The organism is Ruegeria sp. CE8, from assembly GCF_056537465.1.
On sequence record NZ_JBQFRP010000013.1, the window covers coordinates 57,780 to 79,800 of the forward strand.

The 22,021-nt window shown below is 58.5% G+C and carries 18 protein-coding genes; 7 read left to right on the plus strand and 11 right to left on the minus strand.

Annotated elements, in window-relative coordinates:
- Nucleotides 1-79 precede the first annotated feature (79 nt).
- Nucleotides 80-2,095, plus strand: a complete 2,016-nt coding sequence (locus tag ACR0AA_RS19125) for a DEAD/DEAH box helicase (RefSeq protein WP_480665646.1) — start codon at nt 80-82, stop codon at nt 2,093-2,095.
- 61 nt (nt 2,096-2,156) lie between these two features.
- On the opposite strand, the gene ACR0AA_RS19130 is transcribed toward ACR0AA_RS19125, so the two are convergent.
- From ACR0AA_RS19130 to ACR0AA_RS19150, 5 genes are read right to left on the minus strand one after another with little or no spacing between them, the layout of a single operon-like run.
- Nucleotides 2,157-3,653: an AMP-binding protein gene (locus ACR0AA_RS19130; protein ID WP_480665571.1), complete on the minus strand. Its 1,497-nt coding sequence runs from the start codon at nt 3,651-3,653 to the stop codon at nt 2,157-2,159.
- Nucleotides 3,650-5,071 carry an acylating sulfoacetaldehyde dehydrogenase gene (gene sauS / locus ACR0AA_RS19135; protein WP_480665572.1) on the minus strand — a complete coding sequence of 474 codons (1,422 nt, stop codon included), beginning with the start codon at nt 5,069-5,071 and terminating at the stop codon, nt 3,650-3,652. The genes ACR0AA_RS19130 and sauS overlap by 4 nt, the downstream gene beginning before the upstream one ends.
- Before the next feature lie 55 nt (nt 5,072-5,126).
- Nucleotides 5,127-6,086 (minus strand): tripartite tricarboxylate transporter substrate binding protein, encoded by a 960-nt coding sequence (locus tag ACR0AA_RS19140; RefSeq protein ID WP_480665573.1) that lies wholly within the window; start codon nt 6,084-6,086, stop codon nt 5,127-5,129.
- A 43-nt stretch (nt 6,087-6,129) separates the two neighbouring features.
- A complete protein-coding gene (locus tag ACR0AA_RS19145) occupies nt 6,130-6,585 on the minus strand; it encodes a tripartite tricarboxylate transporter TctB family protein (RefSeq protein ID WP_480665574.1) in 456 nt (151 codons plus the stop codon).
- Nucleotides 6,582-8,093, minus strand: a complete 1,512-nt coding sequence (locus ACR0AA_RS19150; protein WP_480665575.1) for a tripartite tricarboxylate transporter permease — start codon at nt 8,091-8,093, stop codon at nt 6,582-6,584. Before ACR0AA_RS19150 ends, ACR0AA_RS19145 begins: the two co-directional genes overlap by 4 nt.
- A gap of 113 nt (nt 8,094-8,206) precedes the next feature.
- Between ACR0AA_RS19150 and ACR0AA_RS19155 the strand changes: the two genes are divergently transcribed.
- Nucleotides 8,207-9,238 carry a LacI family DNA-binding transcriptional regulator gene (locus tag ACR0AA_RS19155; protein ID WP_480665576.1) on the plus strand — a complete coding sequence of 344 codons (1,032 nt, stop codon included), beginning with the start codon at nt 8,207-8,209 and terminating at the stop codon, nt 9,236-9,238.
- Nucleotides 9,239-9,300: 62 nt separating this feature from the next.
- On the opposite strand, the gene ACR0AA_RS19160 is transcribed toward ACR0AA_RS19155, so the two are convergent.
- From ACR0AA_RS19160 to ACR0AA_RS19180, 5 genes are read right to left on the minus strand one after another with little or no spacing between them, the layout of a single operon-like run.
- On the minus strand, nt 9,301-10,311 hold the full coding sequence (locus ACR0AA_RS19160) for an Ldh family oxidoreductase (protein WP_480756805.1): 1,011 nt from the start codon (nt 10,309-10,311) through the stop codon (nt 9,301-9,303).
- A 10-nt stretch (nt 10,312-10,321) separates the two neighbouring features.
- On the minus strand, nt 10,322-10,951 hold the full coding sequence (locus ACR0AA_RS19165; RefSeq protein WP_480756807.1) for a DUF3726 domain-containing protein: 630 nt from the start codon (nt 10,949-10,951) through the stop codon (nt 10,322-10,324).
- Complete coding sequence (locus ACR0AA_RS19170; protein WP_480756809.1) at nt 10,948-12,636, minus strand: hypothetical protein; 1,689 nt, start codon at nt 12,634-12,636, stop codon at nt 10,948-10,950. Before ACR0AA_RS19170 ends, ACR0AA_RS19165 begins: the two co-directional genes overlap by 4 nt.
- Before the next feature lie 4 nt (nt 12,637-12,640).
- Nucleotides 12,641-13,615: a membrane dipeptidase gene (locus ACR0AA_RS19175; RefSeq protein ID WP_480756812.1), complete on the minus strand. Its 975-nt coding sequence runs from the start codon at nt 13,613-13,615 to the stop codon at nt 12,641-12,643.
- Nucleotides 13,615-15,078: an aldehyde dehydrogenase family protein gene (locus ACR0AA_RS19180; RefSeq protein ID WP_480665582.1), complete on the minus strand. Its 1,464-nt coding sequence runs from the start codon at nt 15,076-15,078 to the stop codon at nt 13,615-13,617. The genes ACR0AA_RS19175 and ACR0AA_RS19180 overlap by 1 nt, the downstream gene beginning before the upstream one ends.
- Before the next feature lie 84 nt (nt 15,079-15,162).
- Here ACR0AA_RS19180 and ACR0AA_RS19185 point away from each other — a divergent pair, with 84 nt between their 5' ends.
- From ACR0AA_RS19185 to ACR0AA_RS19205, 5 genes are all read left to right on the plus strand, one after another.
- Nucleotides 15,163-16,035, plus strand: coding sequence for a LysR family transcriptional regulator (locus ACR0AA_RS19185; RefSeq protein ID WP_480665583.1), 873 nt, complete (start codon nt 15,163-15,165; stop codon nt 16,033-16,035).
- Nucleotides 16,036-16,312: 277 nt separating this feature from the next.
- A complete protein-coding gene (locus ACR0AA_RS19190; RefSeq protein WP_480665584.1) occupies nt 16,313-17,263 on the plus strand; it encodes an ABC transporter substrate-binding protein in 951 nt (316 codons plus the stop codon).
- Nucleotides 17,264-17,340: 77 nt separating this feature from the next.
- Nucleotides 17,341-18,378 (plus strand): quaternary amine ABC transporter ATP-binding protein, encoded by a 1,038-nt coding sequence (locus ACR0AA_RS19195; RefSeq protein ID WP_480756815.1) that lies wholly within the window; start codon nt 17,341-17,343, stop codon nt 18,376-18,378.
- A complete protein-coding gene (locus tag ACR0AA_RS19200) occupies nt 18,371-19,960 on the plus strand; it encodes an ABC transporter permease (protein ID WP_480665586.1) in 1,590 nt (529 codons plus the stop codon). Before ACR0AA_RS19195 ends, ACR0AA_RS19200 begins: the two co-directional genes overlap by 8 nt.
- A gap of 51 nt (nt 19,961-20,011) precedes the next feature.
- Nucleotides 20,012-20,992 (plus strand): arginase family protein, encoded by a 981-nt coding sequence (locus ACR0AA_RS19205; RefSeq protein WP_480756817.1) that lies wholly within the window; start codon nt 20,012-20,014, stop codon nt 20,990-20,992.
- On the opposite strand, the gene ACR0AA_RS19210 is transcribed toward ACR0AA_RS19205, so the two are convergent.
- A complete protein-coding gene (locus tag ACR0AA_RS19210) occupies nt 20,989-21,960 on the minus strand; it encodes an agmatinase (RefSeq protein WP_480665588.1) in 972 nt (323 codons plus the stop codon). The genes ACR0AA_RS19205 and ACR0AA_RS19210 overlap by 4 nt on opposite strands.
- Nucleotides 21,961-22,021 lie beyond the last annotated feature (61 nt).

Consider the following 22,021-nt stretch of genomic DNA (forward strand, 5'->3'; position numbering starts at 1 on the left):
GCGGTCTTTAACTTTGGATGATGCGCTGATCGCAATACCGCTGAGCCCGCATCACCACGCCGATACAAAGAACACCACCGTGAAACAGACCATCGCAGATGCGCTTGCCCGCAAGGGGTACGATACTTTGACTCAAGTCCAGCAGGCCGTGACCCAGCCTGAATTGGAAGGGCGCGATATGCTGGTATCTGCGCAGACCGGTTCGGGAAAGACGATTGGGTTCGGATTGGCGATTGCTCCGCGGTTGTTGGGCGCTGATGAGACATTCGGGGCGTCCGGCGCGCCCTTGGCTCTGGTCGTTGCGCCAACGCGGGAACTGGCCATGCAGGTCAAGCGTGAACTGAGTTGGTTGTACTCTGACGCCGGTGCGTTTCTTGCCTCGTGCGTTGGTGGCATGGATATGCGAGACGAACGCCGAGCGCTGGCACGCGGGGCACATATTGTGGTCGCAACGCCAGGTCGGTTGCGCGACCATATCATGCGCGGGTCCATTGATCTGACTGCGATCCGGGCCGTGGTTCTAGACGAAGCCGATGAAATGCTGGACCTCGGGTTTAGAGAGGATCTTGAGTTCATCCTTGATGAAACTCCGGCAGAGAGGCAGACGTTGCTGTTCTCAGCCACTGTCCCGCGCGCCATTGCAAATCTTGCAACACGCTATCAACGCGACGCCGAGCGGGTGAGTACGGTCAGCGAGAAGACACAACATGCCGATATTGAATACCGTGCGATGATGGTGGCTCCGCGTGATGGCGATAACGCGATCATCAACGTGTTGCGGTACTACGAAGCCCCCAACGCCATCGTTTTCTGTAACACGCGTGCGATGGTGTCGCGATTGACCACACGACTTTCCAATCGCGGGTTTTCAGTGGTGGCGTTGTCCGGCGAACTGACCCAAAGCGAGCGGTCCAACGCATTGCAGTCCATGCGCGATGGGCGGGCTCGGGTGTGTGTGGCAACGGATGTCGCCGCACGCGGGATTGACCTGCCGAACCTTGATCTGGTGGTTCACGCAGAATTGCCTAACAGCCATGAAACCCTCTTGCACCGGTCTGGGCGCACGGGTCGTGCCGGGCGAAAGGGTGTCAGCGCGCTGGTGGTCGAGCCGTCATCACGGAAAAAGGCTGAGCGCATTTTGAAATTCGCAAAACTGACCGCCGATTGGGGCATGGCCCCGTCGGCTGATGAAGTGAACGAGCGGGATCAGGCGCGTATGTTCGCCTCGGATGACTGGCAGGTCGAGATCACCGAAAGCGAACGCGCGGCTGTTCAGCACCTCGTTGAAGAGTTCCCCCCAGAGCAAATCGCCGCGGCATATCTGCGACAGTACAAGTTGCGCCATTCAGCGCCGGAAGAACTGGCGCCCGTCAACTCGGAGCGTCCCAAACCGCGCGCGGCCTTTGGCCCCAGTGTCTGGTTTTCATTGTCTGAAGGTCGAAATCAAAATGCCTCACCTCGTCACCTGCTGCCGATGATCTGCAAGGCGGGCAATTTGACCAAGGACGACATTGGGGCAATCCGGATTGCCGATGATGTATCTTATGTTGAAATCCGAGAAGCCAGCGTCGCGGGTTTTCTGACGGCTGTGGGCGCTGAGATGACGATCGAAGGCTCTAAGACTCTTGTCCAACTGGATGGCGTGCCGGACGTTCCAGCCTTTGAACGGTCAAAAGCCGGGCGCGGGCCCAAAGGCAAGCCACACCCGCGCAAAGGGCATGCACTTCGACCCGATTACGGCGGTGCCTCGGAACCTCGTAAGGAAAAGCCCAAGCCTGAATACGGCAAACCCAAGGGGAAGCGGGTCAAGCCAGAACGGTCAGACGAACCCGCAGCCAGGGTGCGCCGAGCGCCCTCGGCCGCGGTACGCGAAGACAAGGCGGAACGGGCTTTCAGCGCAAAGAGCGCAAAGGCTAAAACCCGCAAACCAAGCACGGCAGCAAGCAAGGACGGCAAGCCAAAACCCGGCGGCAAGTCGACCAAAGGCCCTCCGCCGCCGAAGGGTAAGCCAAACAGCAAGAAAAACCGTGCACGCGCTGCGGCCGCGAAGTCGGGCAAGGGCGGTGACGCCGTGCCGAAGCGACGCAAGAGTTAGTCGACTCATTGCACTGGGACGGTCCCAGCAACGCGTCAGCGGTCACAAGGCTCGCTGACGCTCAGCTTTGCCCGTCGACGATTTCGAGAATTCGGTTCCGTTGGATTTTTCCCGATGGTCCTTTTGGCAAATCCAGCAGAATGTGAACCTCGTCCGGGGATTTGAACCGGCCGAGTTTTGTCTCGCAAATCTCCAACAGGGCGAGGGGGGTCAGTTCAGAACCTTCGCGTATTTTGACAGCCGCCTCGACGGTTTCGCCGTAGCTGTTGCAAGGGCGCGCGAATGCAGCGGCCTCGACCACGTCGGGGTGGGAATACAGGGCTTCGTCAATCTCACGCGGGGCGATGTTCTCGCCGCCCTTTATGATCAGCTCTTTCAATCGGCCCGTGACATAGACGTACCCATCCTCGTCCATGCGCGCCAGATCTCCGGTTCGAAGCCAACCATCCTTAGAAAACGTGCCCGCCGTTGCATCGGGGTCTTTGAGGTATTCCAGCATCACATTCGGGCCGCGTATGACCAACTCGCCTTCTGCTCCGTCCATGACGGGTTCAAGGTTTGCGTCAAAGATTGCCGCTTCGTTTCCGTAGGCAACTCCGGGCGATCCGATCTTGCGCACGCCCGGGGGCAACGGGTTGGACAGAATCTGTGCAGCGGTTTCGGTTAGTCCCATGGTTTCGATGACCGGGACTTCGAACCGTTCTTCAAATGCGCGCTGTACATCCGGAGCCAGCGCGGATGACGCGGACCGACCGAACCGCAACCGCTGGCGGGTGTCGGCGCTTGGATTGGTGTCCGAGTGCAAGAGGTGCGAAATGATGGTGGGGACGACGGAAAACCACGTCGCCTTGGTCTTCTCAAGGTTGCCCCAGAAGCGGCTGGCCGAAAACCGTTCGCACATCGCCAGAGAACCGCCGGAAACCAGCGTTCCCATCACCGTCACGCAAAGCCCGTTGATGTGGTAGATCGGCAAGACGCAAAATCCACGGTCCTTTTCTGTAAGCTCATGAGCAACAGTTGTGGTCCAGCCTCCGGCTAGCAGGCTGGAATGCGTGTGAACCACGCCCTTGGGGCGTCCGGTCGTGCCGGACGTGTACATCAGCAAAGCGTGGTCTTCGGGTACAAGGTCATAGAGTTCGGCGACGGCACCTCGGGCATCTGAAACCTGTAGTGGAGTTATTTCCTTGGGATCGGTCGTTCGTGTAAACAATTCGAGCTGGTCGGAGTGCACAAAACCAAAGCGTGCGCCACTGTGGTTCAGTGCGTACGCCACCGCACTGTCGCCAGCGACAAGGTTGATCATGGTTGCCCGGAACCCGCCGTAAAGAACCCCAAGCAGAGCGATGAGCGCTTCGCGGCAATTGGGGTAGAGCAGGGCGATGCTTTCCCCTTTCTCAACGCCCAATCCGGTCAACATGCTTGCGACGCTGCGGGCGGAACTGAGTAGTTCGTCCCAACTCAGGTCCTGCGCCCCATCAGGGAAAACGAATCCGGTGCCGCCCTGATGGGCCCTGATGTCCAACCAATCTCGAACGGTTCCCTTGGGCGGTTCCATCATTGGCCGACCTCCCTCCAGTACGCGCCGAACATGTCTTCGAGCTCGGGCTCACGCGGTGGGATTTCGCGCACAACCTTAGTCGTCTGCACGAAGTGTCGCCAGTGCAGGTTGGTGTCGATTGAGTTGCCACCCCAACTTCCGCATCCCATCGAAAGCGAGAACGGCATTCCGTTGGTGAAGCTGCCGCCAGTGGCAAAGGTATGTGCCTGGTTAACGATAACCCGGCAAGTGGGCAGCTCGCGGCCCAGCTCAATGGCGCGCGCGTCTTCAGCTGTATGAATGCCGACCGAGTGTCCGGCCCCTTGGTAAGCCAGTATGCGCCCTGCGATGGCCTTGGCGTCCGCGTAGTTGGATGCCCGGTACAGCGCCAGAACCCTGCTGAGCTTTTCTCCCGACAAGGGGTAATCCGGACCGATCCCATCGGTTTCGACCGCCAGAAACTTGGTTCCTTCGGGGACATTTCCTGCCATCCCCAAAGCGTCCATCATCTTGTCGGCGTCTTGCGCAATGGCCGAACGGTTGAGATGTCCATCCGGCCAAAGCCGTGCGACGATACCCGCTTCATCCGAAGCCGGTACCAACGCGCCACCTTCGGCTGCCATTGCTGCGACAAAATCATCATAGACCGCATCTACCACGACGACTGCGTTTTCGGATGAGCACGAGGTCGCGTTGTCAAAACACTTCGAAGCCGTGATCTTGGCCGCAGCCGCGGTCAGATCAGCGGTTTCATCCACGATCACGGTGACATTGCCTGCACCGACCGCAACGGCAGGCGTGCCGCAGGATTGCGCGCGGTGGACGTTATTCTGACTTCCGGTGCAGATCACCCGGTCAGATGTTTCCATCAGTCGTTGTGTCTTGGCTTTTGATCCGGGGGCGGGGATCATCTGGACCAGATCTCGGCTCAGCCCAAGTTTGTCAAATTCGGCGTGTATGAAAGCCAACAGCAACTCACAGGCTGCCACGCCCTTGGGCGAAGGGGCGACAACGATTGCATTGCCCCCCTTCAGGGCGTTGATGATATTGTTTGCCGGCGTCGCGGCGGGGTTGGTTGAGGGCACCACCGCACCAATCACGCCGATGGGGCGAGCGATTTCGGTGATACCGGTCTGGGGATCGTCGTTGATGACGCCGTACGTCTTTGCGTCTGCAATGTCGCGCAGCAGACCCAGCGTCTTGCGGTGGTTCTTGGTGATCTTATCGGGGACATTGCCAAGCCCGGTGGTCTCTACCGCCAGTTCCGCAAGTGCCTTGTTACGAGTGGGTTCCATGATCGCCCAACCGGTCGCCAGCGCAGCCTTGTCATACAGCTCCTGACTGCCTGCTGCCTCATATGCGGCCTGTGCCTTGCGGGCACGCGCAACGATCCGGTCCACTTCGGCGATCTCGGGGGCTATGTCGTTCGGAGCGTTCATGTTCTTCCTCGATTGGTTGTCCGGGGCGGATCCGATCCGCCCCGATTGGGGTCGTTCAGAGGCCAGCCAGCAATTCGTTCAGCGTCTGCTGGCGCAGCGCCCACATCTCGATCACTTCGTCACGCGTCATGATGTGCATGGGCGAGCCGCCCGCCTCCATCTTCTTGGCGACGCGGGAATTGGCGAACATCTCGGGTACGGTCACCGCCAGTTTCTCGATCACCTCAGGTGGTGTCCCCTTGGGAACCATCACACCCCGGAAGTTGACCGAGGAATTGTCGACGTCCAGCCCCTGTTCCATCATCGTCGGAACATCCGGCAAAAAGGCGTTGCGTTCCAGATCAGCGACGCCGAGAATCTTCACATTGCCCGCTTCTTGCGCACGGAACGCATCGGACAGGTTGTTGATGCCGCCCATGACTTCACCGGCGATCACGGCCTTCATAGCCGCCGCTCCGCCGCCCTTTGTCGGGATGTAGGCCATCTTGGTTCCCGCTGCCTTGTCGATCTGCAGGGCAGCGATGTGGTGGCCCACGAACAGACCCGCGCCGGATACAGTTAGTTTGCCGGGGTTGTCCTTGGCGAAGGCCACGACATCTTCCATCGAGTTGAACTCACTGTCGGCACCAACGACGAACACCGCCGGGTCTGCGCCCCAGTTTGCGATGGGTTCAAAGCTGTCAGTTGAATACTCGACACCACCTTTGATCGACTGAGCGATGAAATGCGGCACGTTATACGCGGCCAGAGTGTAGCCGTCCGGATCAGCCTGCGTCGCGAACCAGTTCCAGCCGACCCGACCGCCCGCGCCGGGTTTGTTGATGATGGCGATGGGCATTCCCAGCGCATCTTCGTTCCCGGCAGTCATGGTGACGATCCGCGCCTGAAAATCGGTCGCTCCACCGGCGCCATAGCTGACCATCATCATCAGCGGTCGTTCGGGGTATTCCTCGGCCATTGCCGCGCCCGTCAGGCCCGCCAGAGCCATAGCTGCCCCTGCAATCAATCGTTTCATTTTGCGTTTCCTCCCTGATTAAGTTCACCCGCTTCCCAAGCGGTCAGAACAGAATTTCCCTTGGTGTGTAGACGTTCAACAGCATGGCAAAGAGCCCGTACATCACCGCCACGAAGACAGCCGTGATGATCCCGCGTTTGATCCAGGTTTTGACCTCGGAATGGGGGGCCGGGTCGTAGATCGAAAGAAGAACGAAGAAGGCGATGGTTGTTGCGGTGTAGAAACCCAGTGTTTTTGCCGCCCAGAATATGTAGATCAGCGTGATGATCAGACCGGGTAGCATGTTCACGAACATTGTCCGTGTCACGCCATTCCCGACCTTGGACAACCCCATGACCGCTTTGACAAAAGTCCATCCGGCCAGCACAACAAAGACCGTCGCAATCAGACGTGGGAATAGGAATGCCTCAGCTGGCTGTTGAGTGTAACTGACCCACGTGACCCACAAGCCAACTGCAAAGACCAGACCCGATCCGAAAACATGCTGTGAGCGGTTCATGCCTGCGCCTCCTCTTTAGTGGTGTAGCGACGGCTGCGCAGTTCCATCCAGACCGAATAGGCGATCGAAGCCAGAACCACGGCGATCAGGAACAGGTTCAACCCGCCGGTCATGAAGTATGAGGCTTTGCCGACGGTCGCGTCAGCGATCATGCCGCCCTGAATAAAGTTGGCCTCGGCGATCGGTCCGAGGATCAGACCCAGCACCAGCGGCGCGGCCGAGAAGCCAAAGCGTTCTAGGAAGAACATGCCGATGCCGAGGCACGCCATGACATAGACATCACCCATCGACCCTTGGACTGAATAGGCCCCGAACACTGACAGCGCCAGAACGATGGCTGCCATTACTGACTGAGGGACTTGCGCGACCCGCGCGGCAAGACCTGCGACGTAAAGGCCAAAGATGCACATCAGAACCTGACCAATCAGCATCGAGTTTATAAAGGTCCAGGCGACGTCCGGGTGATTGTCGAAAAGATCCGAGCCCGGAAAAATCCCGTGGATCAGCAACCCGCCCAGCAGAACGGCGGCGGTTGGGCTGCCGGGAATGGACAGCGTCAGCAATGGTACCAGCGAGGGGCCGACCATAGCGTTGTTGGCGGATTCCGCGGCAATCACGCCCTCGGAATGACCCGTGCCGAACTTGTCTTTCTCGGACGAGAATTTCTTGGTTTGATCATAGGCGACAAGGCCCGCGATCTGGCCACCGACGCCCGGGATCAAGCCGATGATCGAGCCTGTCAGTGTTCCGATGCTCAGCGCGCGGGTGCGGCTGAACAGTTCTTTGAATGCAGCCGTAATCGAATGGCGCTGCACTTCGATCATCTCGGCACCGGTATTGTGGCGGCCCTTGGCGAACATCGTCAAAACCTGAGGGATCGCGAACAGGCCGATCAGCGCGGCAATGATGTTGATGCCACCGCCCAACGCGGGGTGAAAGATAAAGCGCTGCGCCCCCATGATGTCGTCGAACCCTATGGTGGCCAGCCACAGTCCTATACAGCCCGAAAGCAATCCTTTGACGACCGAGGCGGAATCCAGCGTACCAATGACGGTTACCCCAAGAATGGCCAGCCAGAACAGGTGCGACGGTCCGAACGCCAGCGCCCATTCCGCCAGCACCGGGGTCAGAAAAATCAGCAGAAGCACGCCGAAGATACCCCCGACGGCCGAGGCCAGAAAGGACAGTTGCAAAGCCCGGGCGCCTTGGCCCTGTTTGGCCATTGTGTGGCCGTCCAGAGTGGTGGCGATGTTGGCCGGAGCGCCAGGGATTTTCAGTAGAATGGCGCTGACCGCGCCGCCGGCAACGGTCGAGGTATAAGCTGCCCCCAGCAGGATCAGCCCCTGCGCGGCTTCAAGCTGAAAGGTAAACGGGATCAGCAGGGCGACGGCCATGGTCGGTGATAGGCCGGGTGTCGCGCCTAGAATTAACCCTCCGATCGTGCCGCCCAGAAGCAGCAAAAACGACAACGGCGTGAACACATCTCCGAAGTAGTAAATGAATTCCATCCAGGGCCTCCCAACCCGTCCGTTCGCACTTTTACTTTTGTTGACAAATCAGGTTAGGGGATGAAAATAGTATTGCAAATGTTTTCATAAATTCGACCGGGATGTGGAGATTTATGGTTAATTATCAAAAGGGTAAGGTGGATATTGTAGCGGTTGCAAAGGCCGCAAAAGTGTCTCCGTCAACAGTTTCTCGAACCTTCAATCACCCCGATTTGGTCAGCCCTGCGACTCGGAAAAAGATCAACAAGGCGGTGCAGCGATTGGGGTACATCCGCAACCGTGCCGCCCAAACGATGCATGGGAAGCGGTCGGGAACGATTGGCCTTGTTGTGCCCACCATCAACCACGCCATTTTCGCCGAAGTCATTCAGGCGTTCTCGGATTCAATCGACAAGGCCGGGTTCAGTCTTTTGCTGGCGTCGCACGGGTATGATCTGGATCGGGAATACGCGATGGTGCGTAAGTTTCTGGAACATCGCGTGGACGGTGTGGCGCTGGTTGGGCTGGAGCATTCGGAGGCCACGACAAGATTGATCAAGCAGCAAAAAACACCTGCGTTGGCAATCTGGAACTATTCGCAGGATTCCGTCCTTCCCTGTGTCGGTGCAGACAACCGGTTGGCCGGACGCCTGGCAGCCGAACATCTTCTGGCGATGGGGCACAGTGACATTGGGCTGATCTTTCCCGAAACCCATGGCAATGATCGGGCTCAACATAGGCTTTCTGCGGTGCATGACGTGTTGGACGAGCAAGGTATTTCGGTTCCGGATGAGCATGAAACTCAAGCGCCCTACAGTGTCGCTCAGGCCAAGCAGGCAGCTTTGATCTTGTTGACCACGCAAACGCGCCCAACGGCCTTGCTGTGCGGCAATGACGTCATCGCACAGGGAGCTTTGTACGCAGCCCAAAAACTTCGATTGCGGGTTCCTGAAGACCTGTCGATTATCGGTATTGGGGATTTCAAAGGCTCTGCAGATGTTGAACCAGGTCTGACGACCATTCGTATCCCGGCAGAGACAATCGGTGCTCTGGCGGGCGAGAGGTTCACCGACTACATCACCTCGGACAGCCCGGAGCATTTCAGACTTTGCTGCGAGTTGGAATGTATCGTCAGGCAAACGACGAACTTGGTCGCGGCCTCTTAGGTGTCCTCGGACTCGTTCGGCACCGCCAATGCGTCAGCGATGCCGATGTGCAAAGGCACGCGTCAGTTCAGGATCGCGTCGATCTTGTCCAGCGTCGCTGCATTCACTGCAACGCCGTCGGTCCCTGCCTGAATACGTTTGTCACGGCGACCATCCCCGGGAAGATGCGCGCCGTTTTGTGCGCGGATCGCCTCGACCAGTTCGCTAATCCCTGCCGCAAAAGCGTCGCCGGAGGTCACTGTCGGATCAATCGCAATAAAGAATTGTCCGGTCTTTGGTGGTCCGCCAGCAGTGCCCGAGAACGGCGATGCATTCAGACCAAGGGTCGCTCCGGTGAGGGCGGCGGCCATGATCTCGGTCAGCAATGCTACACCGACGCCCTTGTATCCACCTGACGGCGCCATCGACCCCTTGAGGCCAACGTTGGGATCGGTGGTCGGATTGCCGTCTGCATCCAGCGCCCAGCCAACCGGGATCGCCTTGCCTTCGCGGGCGTGTTTCATGACCTCGCTTTTGGCAATAGTGCTGGCGCTTTGGTCGATCAACAGGGCGGGTTGGCCATCTGCGCCGGGGGCTGCAATCGAAAAAGGGTTGGTTCCGACTACGGGCTTTGCGCCGCCCGACGGGGCGATTGAGGCCGGGGCATTTGTGAAGCCCAGCCCGACCAGCCCGGCCTGCGCCAGACGGAATGTGTGATAGCCGAGAACGCCGCAGTTATAGCTGTTGCGAATGGACAGTGCGGCGATACCTTGTTCCCTCGCCGCTGGGATGAGGGCCTCGAAGCCCATGTCGATCGCGGTATGTGCAAAGCCAGTCGCTGCATCCACATTCACCACGCCTGGGCGCGGGCGCGACAATTGGGGCTGGGCCGCGCCGTCGACTTTTCCGCACTGAACATGTTCGCAATAGATTGGGATATAGGCCAGACCGTGGCTGGCAACGCCATCCGCTTCGGTGGCCGCTGTTGCGGCGGCCAGCGGGCGGGCGTTGGCTTCGGACGTGCCCGCAACGACAAGGGCGCGGAAAGCGAGGTCTTCGATCTGATCAAGGGTCAGGGTACGGGTTTCAATCATGGGAATCTCTTCAATCGTTGTCTGACAGGCCCGCTCCGGCTCCGCGCAGGCGGGATTCTTCGGTGGCGGGGGCGTAGGTGTTGTGGGCGAACCGGTTCAGCGTGGACCAATCGGTCGGGCTGGGTTCAGCTCTGGTGTGATGGGGTGCAGCATTGGTAAGCTGACCTCCCAGATGCACTGATACCATCTTTGCTTGGTCAGTAATTGGGCTGTTCATAGCCAGATCGAAACCGTCAGTCTCGGCAATGGTCCCGTCGCATTCGATCGTCACGCGGGTATCCAGAAGACGCGCAGCATTAGCGGCAAAAGGGAGCAGCAGAGCGGGCACCGCGACGTCGCCCATCGTGATCGGGGACGATTTCACCCGGTTTGCACAATCGGACAGCAATGCGCCGGTAACCAGTGGGCACAACAGTTCATCACTGCGCCAATCTCCGCTCAGATCCGTCGGAGCGTGTTGCTTGGGCGCGTCGGCCATTCCCATCTGCAACAGTTGGGCCAACGCGCCGGTGCCGTTTTGCCCCCGGGCGCACAACCAGCGTGTTGCTTTTGCCGCCTCTTCTGCCAGCCCCCAGCTATAGCCAGCGCCACGGGTTGCCCGCTTTGCAGTGGCCTCGACCTCGTTCAGAGAGATATTCATTCTTCCAGCTCCGGGTATACCCACAAATCAGCGGTCTCTGTGCTCAGGTCCTCGGGGTAGGGCGCTCCGGAATACATGCAGATTCGCACCCACCGGTCCGAGCGTGGATCGAAATGCGTGGCACCGAAAAAGGACAGCTTGGCCCGCAGCATATCGATAGGCATGACACCGGAACCGATTGTGTTGTCGTGAATCTCGCCATACGGGGCAATGCGACCGATCTGGGCGCGCCGGATTGTATGGCGATGTTCGGGGTGGAGCAGCAAAAACTCGGCGATGGGCGCTTCGTCCGGCCATACAGACAATTCCGCGAAAGCCGCTGCCGCATCGCGCGCGGGGGCCAAAGGTTGTTCGTAGTCGGAAATCGGTTCCTCGAACCGTTCACCCAATCGTGGCTCCAGTTTTTCCTCGGACACGTACCAGGCGCGGGCACAGTTCGCCTCGTCAGACCAGTCCAGGCTCAAAGCCCAATTAAAGCGATCCCGGATCAGAGCGCGGGTTTGTGCAACGGTCTTGGCCCCGTCGATAATCTGTGCTTGGGCATTTCCATCGGCCATGCAATCCGTCAGGCCGTCCACCAGATCGCCATAGGGTTCCAGAACAAGCGATGCGAGCAGTTCCTGCCCCTCCTCACTGAGCGTTGTTTCCGACCACTGGATCAGCCGCTCCCACGGGTGGTTTCGGGTAAAGTCGTCCTGGTTCAGATAGTCGGAAATCGCGGCAAGGTCGGCATTTAGCGCCGACAGCTTCTCAATCTGGATTGGATGTTCAGACCGCCACCAAGACATCGACAGTTTGCAGCGCTCATATATGTCCCGAAACTGCTGTGCTTCACTGTCTGACGCGGTTGGCAGGGATCGTACCCGCGCAAGCGCTTCTTCCCGCACCATGATCCAATTGTTGAACAGCACCGGATGGTTCACGATGAAGGGAGCCATACCCAGACCAGTGGAGTTGCCGATGCCCAGCCATTGAGCGATATCTGGGTCCAGTTCCGCTGTTTGTATGCCACCTTTGACGCGGGCCATGTGTTGCACCAGGTCGCGAACAAAGGTTCGTGTCAGATAGACTGACAGCATCTCCGCCTGAAACGGCGCGTTCAGTTCGGGTCGATTTGCTGTCTTCTCACGGTCGGCAGCGCCGAACTTGCCCGACCCGTATACGGCGGTCGTGCGCATCAGGTAGCCGACTTTGTAAATCTGCTCAAGGTCGGGTTGCTGCCCTGCGGCCAGCCTGTCGACCACATGCGCCCACAACCGGACGGACCGGTTTGCGCGAGACAGCGACAGCTCAGTTTCGCTGATCCGGCCAGCCTCTTGCAGTGGCACGTTTTCCGACAGGCGTTGAATGTCCTGCTCGGTTGGGACGCCGTCGAATAAGGCAAAAGTGGCGTCCCACGCCTCGGCAATCACACGATCTGAACGTTGTTCAGGTGGCAGGTCATGGGCAAAAGCGACGAGCGAGTATGCATGATCCGGCCCCTGCGCGGTGTAGACCGCGTGCCCGACACCTTTGTCGTCAATTTCAAAAGTGGGGCGCGAGAATCTCCAGTTTTCTTCTGCCATGCGGCGGGTCAGTTGCCGCATAAAGCTGAGCCGACATTGATGCAGCGATCCTAAGCGTGACAACCTCATGACCGTGGCTGGGTCACGTCTGGCGATCTCTGTCTGCGCGTGTGGTTCCATTCGGTTACCTTTGTGGGACGAAGTTCTCGGCAAAGAACCGATACCAGTTCTTGCCCATGATCCCGGCCACTTCGTCATCGTTTAAGCCGGTCGCGCGTAACCCTTTTTCGATGTTTCCAAAGTCTCGGTTGTCTTGAAACCAACCCGGCATTGGCGGAAAACCCGGCGCCGAGGCCGAGCCTTCGCCGTAGTCGATTTCTTTTGTCCAGCGCCCAACACGCATCCACTCCACGACACTGTCGGGTTGATCCTGGCACAGGTCGGTGCCAATCCCCAGATTTTGCGCACCGTATTTTTCAGCCGTTCGGGCAATCATCTCGCAAAAGCTCTCCAGCGTGCAGTCGGATTTGTCCTTCAGATGATGAGGGTAGACCGAAAAGCCCAGCATCCCACCGTTTTCCGTGACCGCGCGGATCACCGCGTCGCGTTTGTTGCGCAGTGCCGGGGACCACTCGTGCGGATTGGCGTGGGTGATGGCGATCGGGCGCTCGGACAGCTCCGCTGCTTCGATAGTCGAACGATCCGCCGAATGGCTCATGTCGACCACCAGACCCACCCGATTCATCTCTTTGATGACCTGTTTGCCCATGCGCGTGATGCCGGTGTCTTCGGCCTCGTAACAACCTGTCGCCAGGAGGGACTGGTTGTTATAGGTCAGTTGCATGAACCGCGCGCCAAGATCGTGCAGGATTTCCACCAGCCCGATATCGTCTTCGATGGGCGAGGGATTCTGGAAGCCAAAGAACACGGCTGTCCGCCCGGATTCGCGCGCGACGTCGATATCGCTGGCCCAGCGGCCCTTCATGATCAGGTCGGGGTACAGTTCGAACCAGCGGTTCCACTTTTCAAAGTTCAGAACCGTTTCGCGGAAGTTCTCGTGGTACGAGATGGTGACATGGATCGCGTCCACGCCACCTTCACGAAGTTGGCGGAAGATCTTCTCCGACCAATTGGCGTATTGCAGCCCGTCGATGCGCATCAGACCGGTGTTCCCGCGCTGATATAGGCGGTTTTGACGGTCGTGTAGAATTCCGCCGCTGCCTTGCCCTGTTCGCGTGGCCCGTACGAGCTGTCGCCGCGCCCACCGAAGGGGACGTGATAGTCGGTGCCTGCCGTCGGCAGGTTGACCGTGACAACACCGGTGCGAGCGTTGCGGCGGAAGTGGGTCGCGCGCGCAAGGCTTTGGGTCACGATGCCTGACGTCAGTCCGAAGTTGGTGTCGTTCACTACGTTCAGCGCTTCTTCATAGCTGCCAACCTTGATGACGCTGGTTAGCGGCGCAAACATCTCTTCGCGGTTGATACGCATGTTGTTGTTGGTGTTCAGGAAGACACCAGGGGACATGTAGAACCCGTTATGCGGCATCTCCAAGCGCTGACCGCCGCAGGCCAGTTCCGCACCCTCGGACTTGCCCAGATCGACATAGGCGAGGTTTTCGTTCAACTGCTGTTCGCTGACGACCGGTCCCATCTGAACACCTTCTTCCAGCGCGTGGCCGACTTTCATCGCCTGCGCGCCAGCCACGAGTTTCTCGACAAACGCGTCATGCACACCGGTATGAACAACCAGACGCGAAGACGCGGTGCATTTCTGACCCGTTCCGCCGAATGCGCCACCAAGGGCCAGCGTCACCGCCAGATCCAAATCCGCATCGTCCATAACGGCCAGAGCGTTCTTGGATCCCATCTCCATCTGAACCTTGGTCAGGTTCTGAATGGCTGCCGCGGCAATGCCCTTTCCGACCGGGACCGAACCGGTGAATGAAATCGCGTTGACCTTGGGGCTTTCAACCAGACGCTGACCGATCGACCTGCCAGAGCCCATGACAAGGCTGAAAAGACCCTTGGGGATGTCCTGACGCTCGATAATCTCGGTAAGCGCCACAGCGGACGCCGGGGTAATATTCGCGGGCTTCCAAACAACTGCGTTGCCATAGCATAGCGCCGGAGCGATCTTCCACGAGGCAGTCGCGGTCGGGAAGTTCCACGGGCTGATGATGGCAACCACGCCGACAGCCTCACGTCGCACGTCGATCTCCACGTTGGGGCGGACACTGTCGGCATTTTCACCGATCTGGCGCAGACACTCGGCAGCGTAATAGGTGAAGAACTGACCGGCGCGATAGACCTCGCCTTTGCCTTCGGCCAGCGGCTTGCCCTCTTCGCGGGACAGCAGGGTGCCCAGCTCTTCGGCGCGCGACATCAACTCATTGCCGATGCTCATCAGGACAGCTTGCTTGCGCTCGGGCAAATAGGCTTCCCACTCCGCCTGCGCAATGCGCGCCTGATCCAGCGTTGCCTCGAGTTGATCGGCGCTTGCCTGAGCAAACATACCGACCAGATCGCTCAAGTCCGAAGGGTTGCGGTTTTCAATCTCGGATTCACCCGCCAGCCATTCGCCGGCGATCAGGTTCAGTTTGGTCACGATGCGCCCCAGAGTCATAAAATAGGTCTGGCGCAGGATGGCTTTATTTGATGATATCAGTCAAACTCAAATAAATTGAGCAAACTTCAGAAAAGGTGAAGCTTGGCGATCAAGATCGAGACATTGCGGTGTTTTTGCACCGTCGCCCAAACCGGCAATCTGGTCGAAGCTGCCGACAGGCTAGGCCGCACACAGTCGGCGGTATCAATGACCCTCAAGCAGTTTGAGGAACATCTGGGCAAGAAGTTGTTTGAAGGAGAGCGCAAAAACCAGCTGTCTCCGCTGGGTATGCAAGTCTTTGAGGCAGCACTGAAACAGGTGCGGCAGTTCGACCAGACTATTCTTGAGATTGAGGCGGCCGCCAAAGCCGAACACGGCCTGCTGCGCATCGTGTCGGTGCCATCGGTCGCCGCGTTAGTGTTCCCAAAAGTGTTGGCGCACATCACCCAACGCTTTCCCGGCGTGAAGGTCGAGCTGCGCGACACTGACACGCAGCAGGTTCTGGACGCGTTGGTCGAGGGCAAGGCGGATATCGGTATCGCATCGGGGCAGCACGCGCTAAACGGTGTCCGGTCGATTCCCCTGTTCCAGGACAGGTTCGGTCTTGTCTGCGCGTCCGATCACCCGCTGATGACGCAGCCGGTGCCTCCGACAATTCAACAAGTTCTGTCGACACCGTTCATCCGAAATGCGCTGTGTGAACATATCCAGTCGCCGCGGTTTCACGAGTCTGAAGCGCAGGCAGACGTAACCATTCACAACACCCATTCCTTGATCACGATGGTCCGGACTGGGGATTGGGTCACTGTTCTGCCGCAAACGGTTGCCGATTTCATCCCAGAGGCGACGGCGTTTCGCGAAATCGAGGACTTGCCTGATCAACGTCAAGTCTGTCTTTATGTAAACGAACGCGCGCGGTTCAAACATCTGACCCAAGAGACAGTTAGTTACATTCTGGAAAAGGGCACCGTTTAACAGCAAACTTCCTGCGCTGGTTCCTGATGTGACGCCTGCTCAGTCGCAGTTCCGGAAAAATCGAAATATTTCTACGATAATCTCGAATACAAGGGTCTGATGGACGTAACTCTTGATGGGTGGCGCGTCTGCGTGCTTCAGTTTTCTGGCCAGCTTGGCGCATCGCGCCGGTGGCCAATAACAGGGGAAGTATCGTCTTCCCGACTTGGTTTGCAAGGTGCACCAATGCCCACGGGTAGAACTTCAGCACCGCGGACGCCCAACATGGAGACACCAAATGAACAAACTAGCCACGTTACTGGGAGGCGCGTCCGTTGCGATCGCCGGACCAGCTCTTGCCGCTGATATTGTGATCGGTGTGCCGAACTGGCCTTCGGTAAACGCGACAGCGCATATTCTGAAGGTTGCGATTGAACAGAACCTCGGGCTTGAGGTTGAACTTCAGAACGGCACCAACCCGATCGTGTTCGAGGCGATGGACTCCGGTGCCATGCATGTTCACCCCGAAGTGTGGATGCCGAACCAGCAGAACCTGCACGACACTTACGTCACAGACAAAGGAACCGTCGCGTTCAACCCCAACGGCGTCGAAGCCTTTCAGGGGATGTGCGTGGACAAGGCGACTGCGGATGCCAATGATATCAGGTCAATTGACGATCTGACCAATCCGGACATCGCGGCGCTGTTCGACAGCAATGGTGATGGACAGGGTGAGCTGTGGATCGGCGCGCCGGGCTGGGCCTCGACCAATGTCGAGAAAATCCGGGCCAAATCCTATGGCTATGATCAGGTCTTTGAACTGACCGAGATCGATGAAACCGTTGCCTATGCCAACCTCGACAACGCGATCAAGGCTGGCGATGCGTGGGTTGGGTTCTGCTATACCCCGCATTACGTTTTTGAATTGCATGAGTTGCAGGTGCTGGAAGAGCCCGCCTATGACGCGGCGAAATGGAACGTGTTGCAACCGACCGATGATCCGGACTGGCTGGAAAAATCCGAGGCCGGTGTTGCCTGGGATCTGGCCTATTTGCATCTGCACTACGCAAAGTCCCTTGAGGAAGAGTACCCCGAAGTCGCCCGTATGCTGTCCAACATGAAACTGGATACCGATACGGTTTCGGCGATGACCTATGCTCTGGTGATCGACGGGAAGGAACCGGCGGCCTACGCAGAGGAATGGGTTGGCGCAAATGAAGATGCCGTTCTGGGTTGGATGTCCGAGTGATTGACGCCCTTCGGAACTGAAACTCGGACAGGCCGTCGGGAAAGCCCGGCGGCCTGTTTTGCATCAAAGGGATGAAAATGACCGAAACAGTCGTTAAACTGACGGATGTCTGGAAGATCTTTGGCGCCCGAGCCGAAGAAGCCATGGAAGCCGTCCGGAACGAAGGCATTGGAAAGCCTGAAGTTCTGGAAAGATTCAATTGTGTGGTAGGCGTTCAGGGCGCGACCTTCGAAGTGCCAAGGGGCGAGATTTTCTGCATCATGGGCCTGTCGGGTTCAGGCAAATCTACGCTGGTGCGCCACGTCAATCGCCTGATCGAACCCACCGCCGGAAAGATCGAGATTCTCGGGCATGACGTGTCCAAGATTTCCGAGGCCGAACTGCGCCGCATCAGGGCCATGCAAATCGGGATGGTGTTTCAACATATGGCGCTGATGCCGCACCGCTCGGTTCGGGATAACGTGGCCTATCCGCTGGAAATTCGCAGAGTTTCCAAGTCCAAGCGCTGGGCGGTTTCTGACCACGCCTTGGGGCTGGTGGACCTGACCGGTTATGAGGACCGTTTGCCCAAGGAACTGTCGGGCGGTATGCAGCAACGGGTAGGGATTGCCCGTGCGCTGGCCTCGGACCCTGAAATTCTGCTGATGGATGAGCCATTCTCGGCGCTCGACCCATTGATCCGGCTGCAGCTGCAGGACCAGTTCAAAGCGCTGGTGGCGCAGTTGCAAAAGACCACGCTGTTCATCACGCATGATTTGGACGAGGCCATTCGCATTGGCCATCGCATCGCCATCATGAAAGACGGTGTAATCGTTCAGATCGGTACGCCCGAAGACATCGTTATGAACCCGGCAGACGACTATGTGCGTGAATTCGTTCAGGGTATTTCCAAGCTCAAACTGGTCAAGGCGCATTCGATTATGGAGCCGATCGAAAGCTACTCTGGCCCCACCGAAGGCGCGCCACGCGCAGATGAAGGCGCAGATCTGGACCAGTTGATCGATCTTGCCGTCAATACGGACCTGCCGGTCATCATAACCGATTCAGGCAGCGACGTGGGGGTCGTAACAAAGCCGCGTCTGCTGCGCGGTATTCAGGGGGGCAAAAATGACTGATGCAACAATGGAACTGAAAGTCACAGCCGCCTCGGACATCGAAGTCGACCGCGATGCGCTGGACCGCTCTATTCATGAGTTCGTCGGGCCGAACGGTGACTATTACGTCAAAGCGTTTCACAAAATTCACGATGCGACCAGCGGAGTGCCCAACACGTTCAATTTTTGGGCGGCTGTATTGGGGCCGTTCTGGTCCGCCTCACGTGCGATCTGGGGAATGTTTTGGACGTTCCTGATCCTGGAAATCATCGCCTGGGTTCAAATTGGACGCGGCGCCTGGGGAAATCCCGGTGCTGACCTAGCAGAACGCGCCGCGCGTCAACAAGCGCGCGCGGACGAGTTGTTGGCCCGCGCGGCGGACGCCACGGAAAAAGCGGATATCGACCGTTTCAACAAGCTGGCGGCGAACATCCAGAAAGCAGCGGATTCCAGTTTCGAGAAAGCGGCGGCGGCCCAGTCCGAAGCATTGGGCATCATGATCACCGGCCTGCTGATGCTGCTGGTTTTCAAGCTGGTGCAGGGGTTTTACGCGGACCGTGTATACGAAAAGCAGTACTCGAAGTGGCGTATCGATCCTAACAGTACTGAAAGCGGCCGTTCAACCCGCAACACGGTTCTGGGCGCGGTGCTGATAGCCGCCATTGGACCGTTGATCGTCTACAAGTTCACCGTAAACGCCTCACTGCCGTTGCTGGACGCATTCCCCGAGCAACAAGTATCCGAGATGATATTGGGCGAGGGCAACGGAACTTTGTTCTCAAGTCTCGCTAGCTGGATGGAGGCCCAGATCGACGCAGCGGCTGCGGCCGGGGGTGACGTATTCGACGGGATCGTTGCGGGCGTGCGTTCAGTTCTGGATGCGCTGACGGTCGCGCTGATCGGCTCTCCGTGGCCGGTTGTGATGCTTGTGATCTGCGTGACCGCATGGCGCGCGGCTGGACCGAGGGTGGCGATCTTCACAGCTTCGTCTTTGGCCTATATCGCGTTGCTGGGTTACTGGGACGTGGCGATGGAAACCGTGGCTCTGGTCGGGGCGGCGGTGTTGTTGTGCGTTGTGTTCGGTATCCCGTTGGGTATCTGGTTCGGTAAATCCAAACGGGCGTATCGCGCCGCCGAACCGGTTCTGGACCTGATGCAGACGCTTCCGGCCTTTGTTTACCTGATCCCGATTATCGCCTTCTTTGGCACGGGCAACCCGCCGGGCATTCTGGCCACGATCATCTTTGGCATGCCGCCGGTGATCCGCCTGACGGCCTTGGGGATGCAAGGCGTTCCTGAAAGTATCAAGGAGGCGGCGGTCGCATTCGGAGCTTCGAAATGGCAATTGCTGAAGGATGTCGAGATCCCGCTGGCGCTGCCATCGATCATGACAGGTGTGAACCAGACCATCCTGATGTGCCTGTCGATGGTGGTTATCATCTCGCTGATTGGCGGCGGCGGATTGGGCAAGGAAATCCTTGAAGCCCTGCAATACGCCGCCAAGGGGCCGGGCCTGTTGGGCGGGTTTGCAATCCTTTTCCTGGCCATGGTCATGGACCGGATCGTGCAAGGTGCCTTCCGGCGGGAAGACGAAAAAATCTGAACATTTGCGCCCCGGTTTAGATCGGGGCGTTTTCTTTGATCGAGGGAAATCATGACCGACCTTTACGAGCAATCCATGATGGACAATCTGTATTGGTGGGGTGTACCCACCTTGTTCCGTTGCCCCAATGTCGGACCTAAGGGACAGGATATCGCGCTGGTGGGGGTGCCGCATTCGACCGGTAATGGCACGACCGAAAGAGATCAGCATCTGGGTCCGCGCGCCTTGCGCCACGTCTCGGCAGTACAGCGGCGGGTGCATTCGGTATTCGAAATCGACCCGTGGAACAGCGCGCGGATCGCTGACGTGGGCGATGTCCCGTTTCCGAAGGCTAACGATAACGAGGACTGCATCGAACGCATCACCGAATTCTACAAGGATATCGATGCAGCCGGCGCGCGCCCCGTTTCCGTTGGCGGAGACCATTCCATCACCGGCGGGATCGTGCAGGCGCTGGGCCGAGGCCAGATTGCCGGTGGTCAGCCGGTCAGTTTTCTGCACCTTGACGCACATACGGATGTGTTCACAAAGGTCGACCATTTTCTGGGCGCCAAAAAGTCGGCGGCCCATTGGGGCGCGTATCTTGCCGATCAGGGGCAGGTTGATCCGACACGATCGATGCAGATCGGGTTGCGTGGCCATCCGCGCAGCCTGGACTGGCTGCAACCGTCTTACGACTATGGTTACAACATCGTCACCATGCGCGAGTTCCGCCAGCGTGGGCTGGAGGACGTGGTTGCTCAGACCAAAAAAGTTTTGGGTGATCGTCCGGTCTATATCACGTTCGATCTGGACTGCCTCGACCCGACCGTAGCACCCGCTGTGTCCAATCTGGAGCCCGGCGAGAAGGGGTTCGATATTGATGAAGCTGTTGGCATCCTGCGCGCGGCGCGCGGGTTGAATATTGTGGGCGGCGATGTGGTCTGCATGATGCCGACCAAGGACAGTCCGAACAACATCACCGCGCTGACCGCAGCGGCGGTGATGTTCGAGATGATTTCGATGATCGCAGAGAACGTCGCCGCGAGTTAAGCTCGCCGAGCGTCGACGGCCTGTGCCAGAACGCAAAGCAATTCAAACATCAGCGAAATGCCCAGCCACGCGGTGCCTCCGTTCGGATCGAACGGGGGTGAGACCTCGACCAGATCGGCACCAATCAGGTTCACACCGGACATCTGGCGAATGACCTGCTGGGCCTGAAAGCTGTTGGGGCCGCCGATTTCCGGTGTGCCGGTGCCGGGCGCGTATGTCGGGTCGACAAAGTCGATATCGTAGGTGCAATAGGTGGGGGCCGTTCCGACGATACCGCGCACCTCGGCCATCACGTCGTCGATGCCTCGATCAAACAGCTCTTCGATGCGGATGATGCGAATGCCCTGCGCCTCGCCCCACTCGATATCTTCGGTGTTGTAGGCAGTGCCGCGAATGCCGACCTGCACAAAGCGTTTGGGGTCGACGAGACCTTCTTCGACCGCGCGTCGGAACGGAGTGCCGTGAGTGAATTTATGGCCGCCGAAATAGGTGTCGAACAGATCCGTGTGGCTGTCGAACTGGATCAGGCCGACAGGGCCCGTGGCGGCCAATGCGCGCAGGACTGGAAGGGTGGTCAGGTGATCCCCGCCCGCGGTCAAAGGCGTGATGCCTTTGGTGTGCAGGGTCGAGTAATAGTCGGTGACCCGGTTTAGGGTGTCTTCGATATCGACCGGATTGGGCGCGACGTCCCCCAGATCAGCGCAATTGACCAACGAGAACGGCGCGACTCCGGTAACGGGGTTCATCGCCCGGATCATCGTGGAATAGTCTCGCATCTGCCGTGGACCATGCCGCGCGCCGGGGCGATTAGTGGTGCCGCCGTCCCAGGGAATACCGACAAGACCCAGTTCGACATCAGATATGCGTTCGTGGTCCAGATCCAGACTGGGCAGGCGCATGAAAGTGGGGATGCCGGCAAACCGGGCCAACTCCATCGCCGATACCGGCTGAAAAAATGAATCGGTCATGGGCCTATCCTCCGCAGGTTTCCTCGGGTGACCCTAGCGGGTCATCCACTAACTGGGAATG

What these genes read in the sequence shown, in the direction of transcription:
- ACR0AA_RS19205 (WP_480756817.1), top strand. Translation starts at nt 20,012, where the DNA reads ATGACCGACCTTTACGAGCAATCCATGATGGACAATCTGTATTGGTGG.
- ACR0AA_RS19175 (WP_480756812.1), bottom strand. Translation starts at nt 13,615, where the DNA reads ATGCGCATCGACGGGCTGCAATACGCCAATTGGTCGGAGAAGATCTTC.
- ACR0AA_RS19155 (WP_480665576.1), top strand. Translation starts at nt 8,207, where the DNA reads ATGGTTAATTATCAAAAGGGTAAGGTGGATATTGTAGCGGTTGCAAAG.
- ACR0AA_RS19190 (WP_480665584.1), top strand. Translation starts at nt 16,313, where the DNA reads ATGAACAAACTAGCCACGTTACTGGGAGGCGCGTCCGTTGCGATCGCC.
- ACR0AA_RS19150 (WP_480665575.1), bottom strand. Translation starts at nt 8,093, where the DNA reads ATGGAATTCATTTACTACTTCGGAGATGTGTTCACGCCGTTGTCGTTT.
- ACR0AA_RS19160 (WP_480756805.1), bottom strand. Translation starts at nt 10,311, where the DNA reads ATGATTGAAACCCGTACCCTGACCCTTGATCAGATCGAAGACCTCGCT.
- ACR0AA_RS19170 (WP_480756809.1), bottom strand. Translation starts at nt 12,636, where the DNA reads ATGGAACCACACGCGCAGACAGAGATCGCCAGACGTGACCCAGCCACG.
- ACR0AA_RS19130 (WP_480665571.1), bottom strand. Translation starts at nt 3,653, where the DNA reads ATGATGGAACCGCCCAAGGGAACCGTTCGAGATTGGTTGGACATCAGG.
- ACR0AA_RS19145 (WP_480665574.1), bottom strand. Translation starts at nt 6,585, where the DNA reads ATGAACCGCTCACAGCATGTTTTCGGATCGGGTCTGGTCTTTGCAGTT.
- ACR0AA_RS19210 (WP_480665588.1), bottom strand. Translation starts at nt 21,960, where the DNA reads ATGACCGATTCATTTTTTCAGCCGGTATCGGCGATGGAGTTGGCCCGG.
- ACR0AA_RS19180 (WP_480665582.1), bottom strand. Translation starts at nt 15,078, where the DNA reads ATGACTCTGGGGCGCATCGTGACCAAACTGAACCTGATCGCCGGCGAA.
- sauS (WP_480665572.1), bottom strand. Translation starts at nt 5,071, where the DNA reads ATGAACGCTCCGAACGACATAGCCCCCGAGATCGCCGAAGTGGACCGG.
- ACR0AA_RS19140 (WP_480665573.1), bottom strand. Translation starts at nt 6,086, where the DNA reads ATGAAACGATTGATTGCAGGGGCAGCTATGGCTCTGGCGGGCCTGACG.
- ACR0AA_RS19200 (WP_480665586.1), top strand. Translation starts at nt 18,371, where the DNA reads ATGACTGATGCAACAATGGAACTGAAAGTCACAGCCGCCTCGGACATC.
- ACR0AA_RS19195 (WP_480756815.1), top strand. Translation starts at nt 17,341, where the DNA reads ATGACCGAAACAGTCGTTAAACTGACGGATGTCTGGAAGATCTTTGGC.
- ACR0AA_RS19165 (WP_480756807.1), bottom strand. Translation starts at nt 10,951, where the DNA reads ATGAATATCTCTCTGAACGAGGTCGAGGCCACTGCAAAGCGGGCAACC.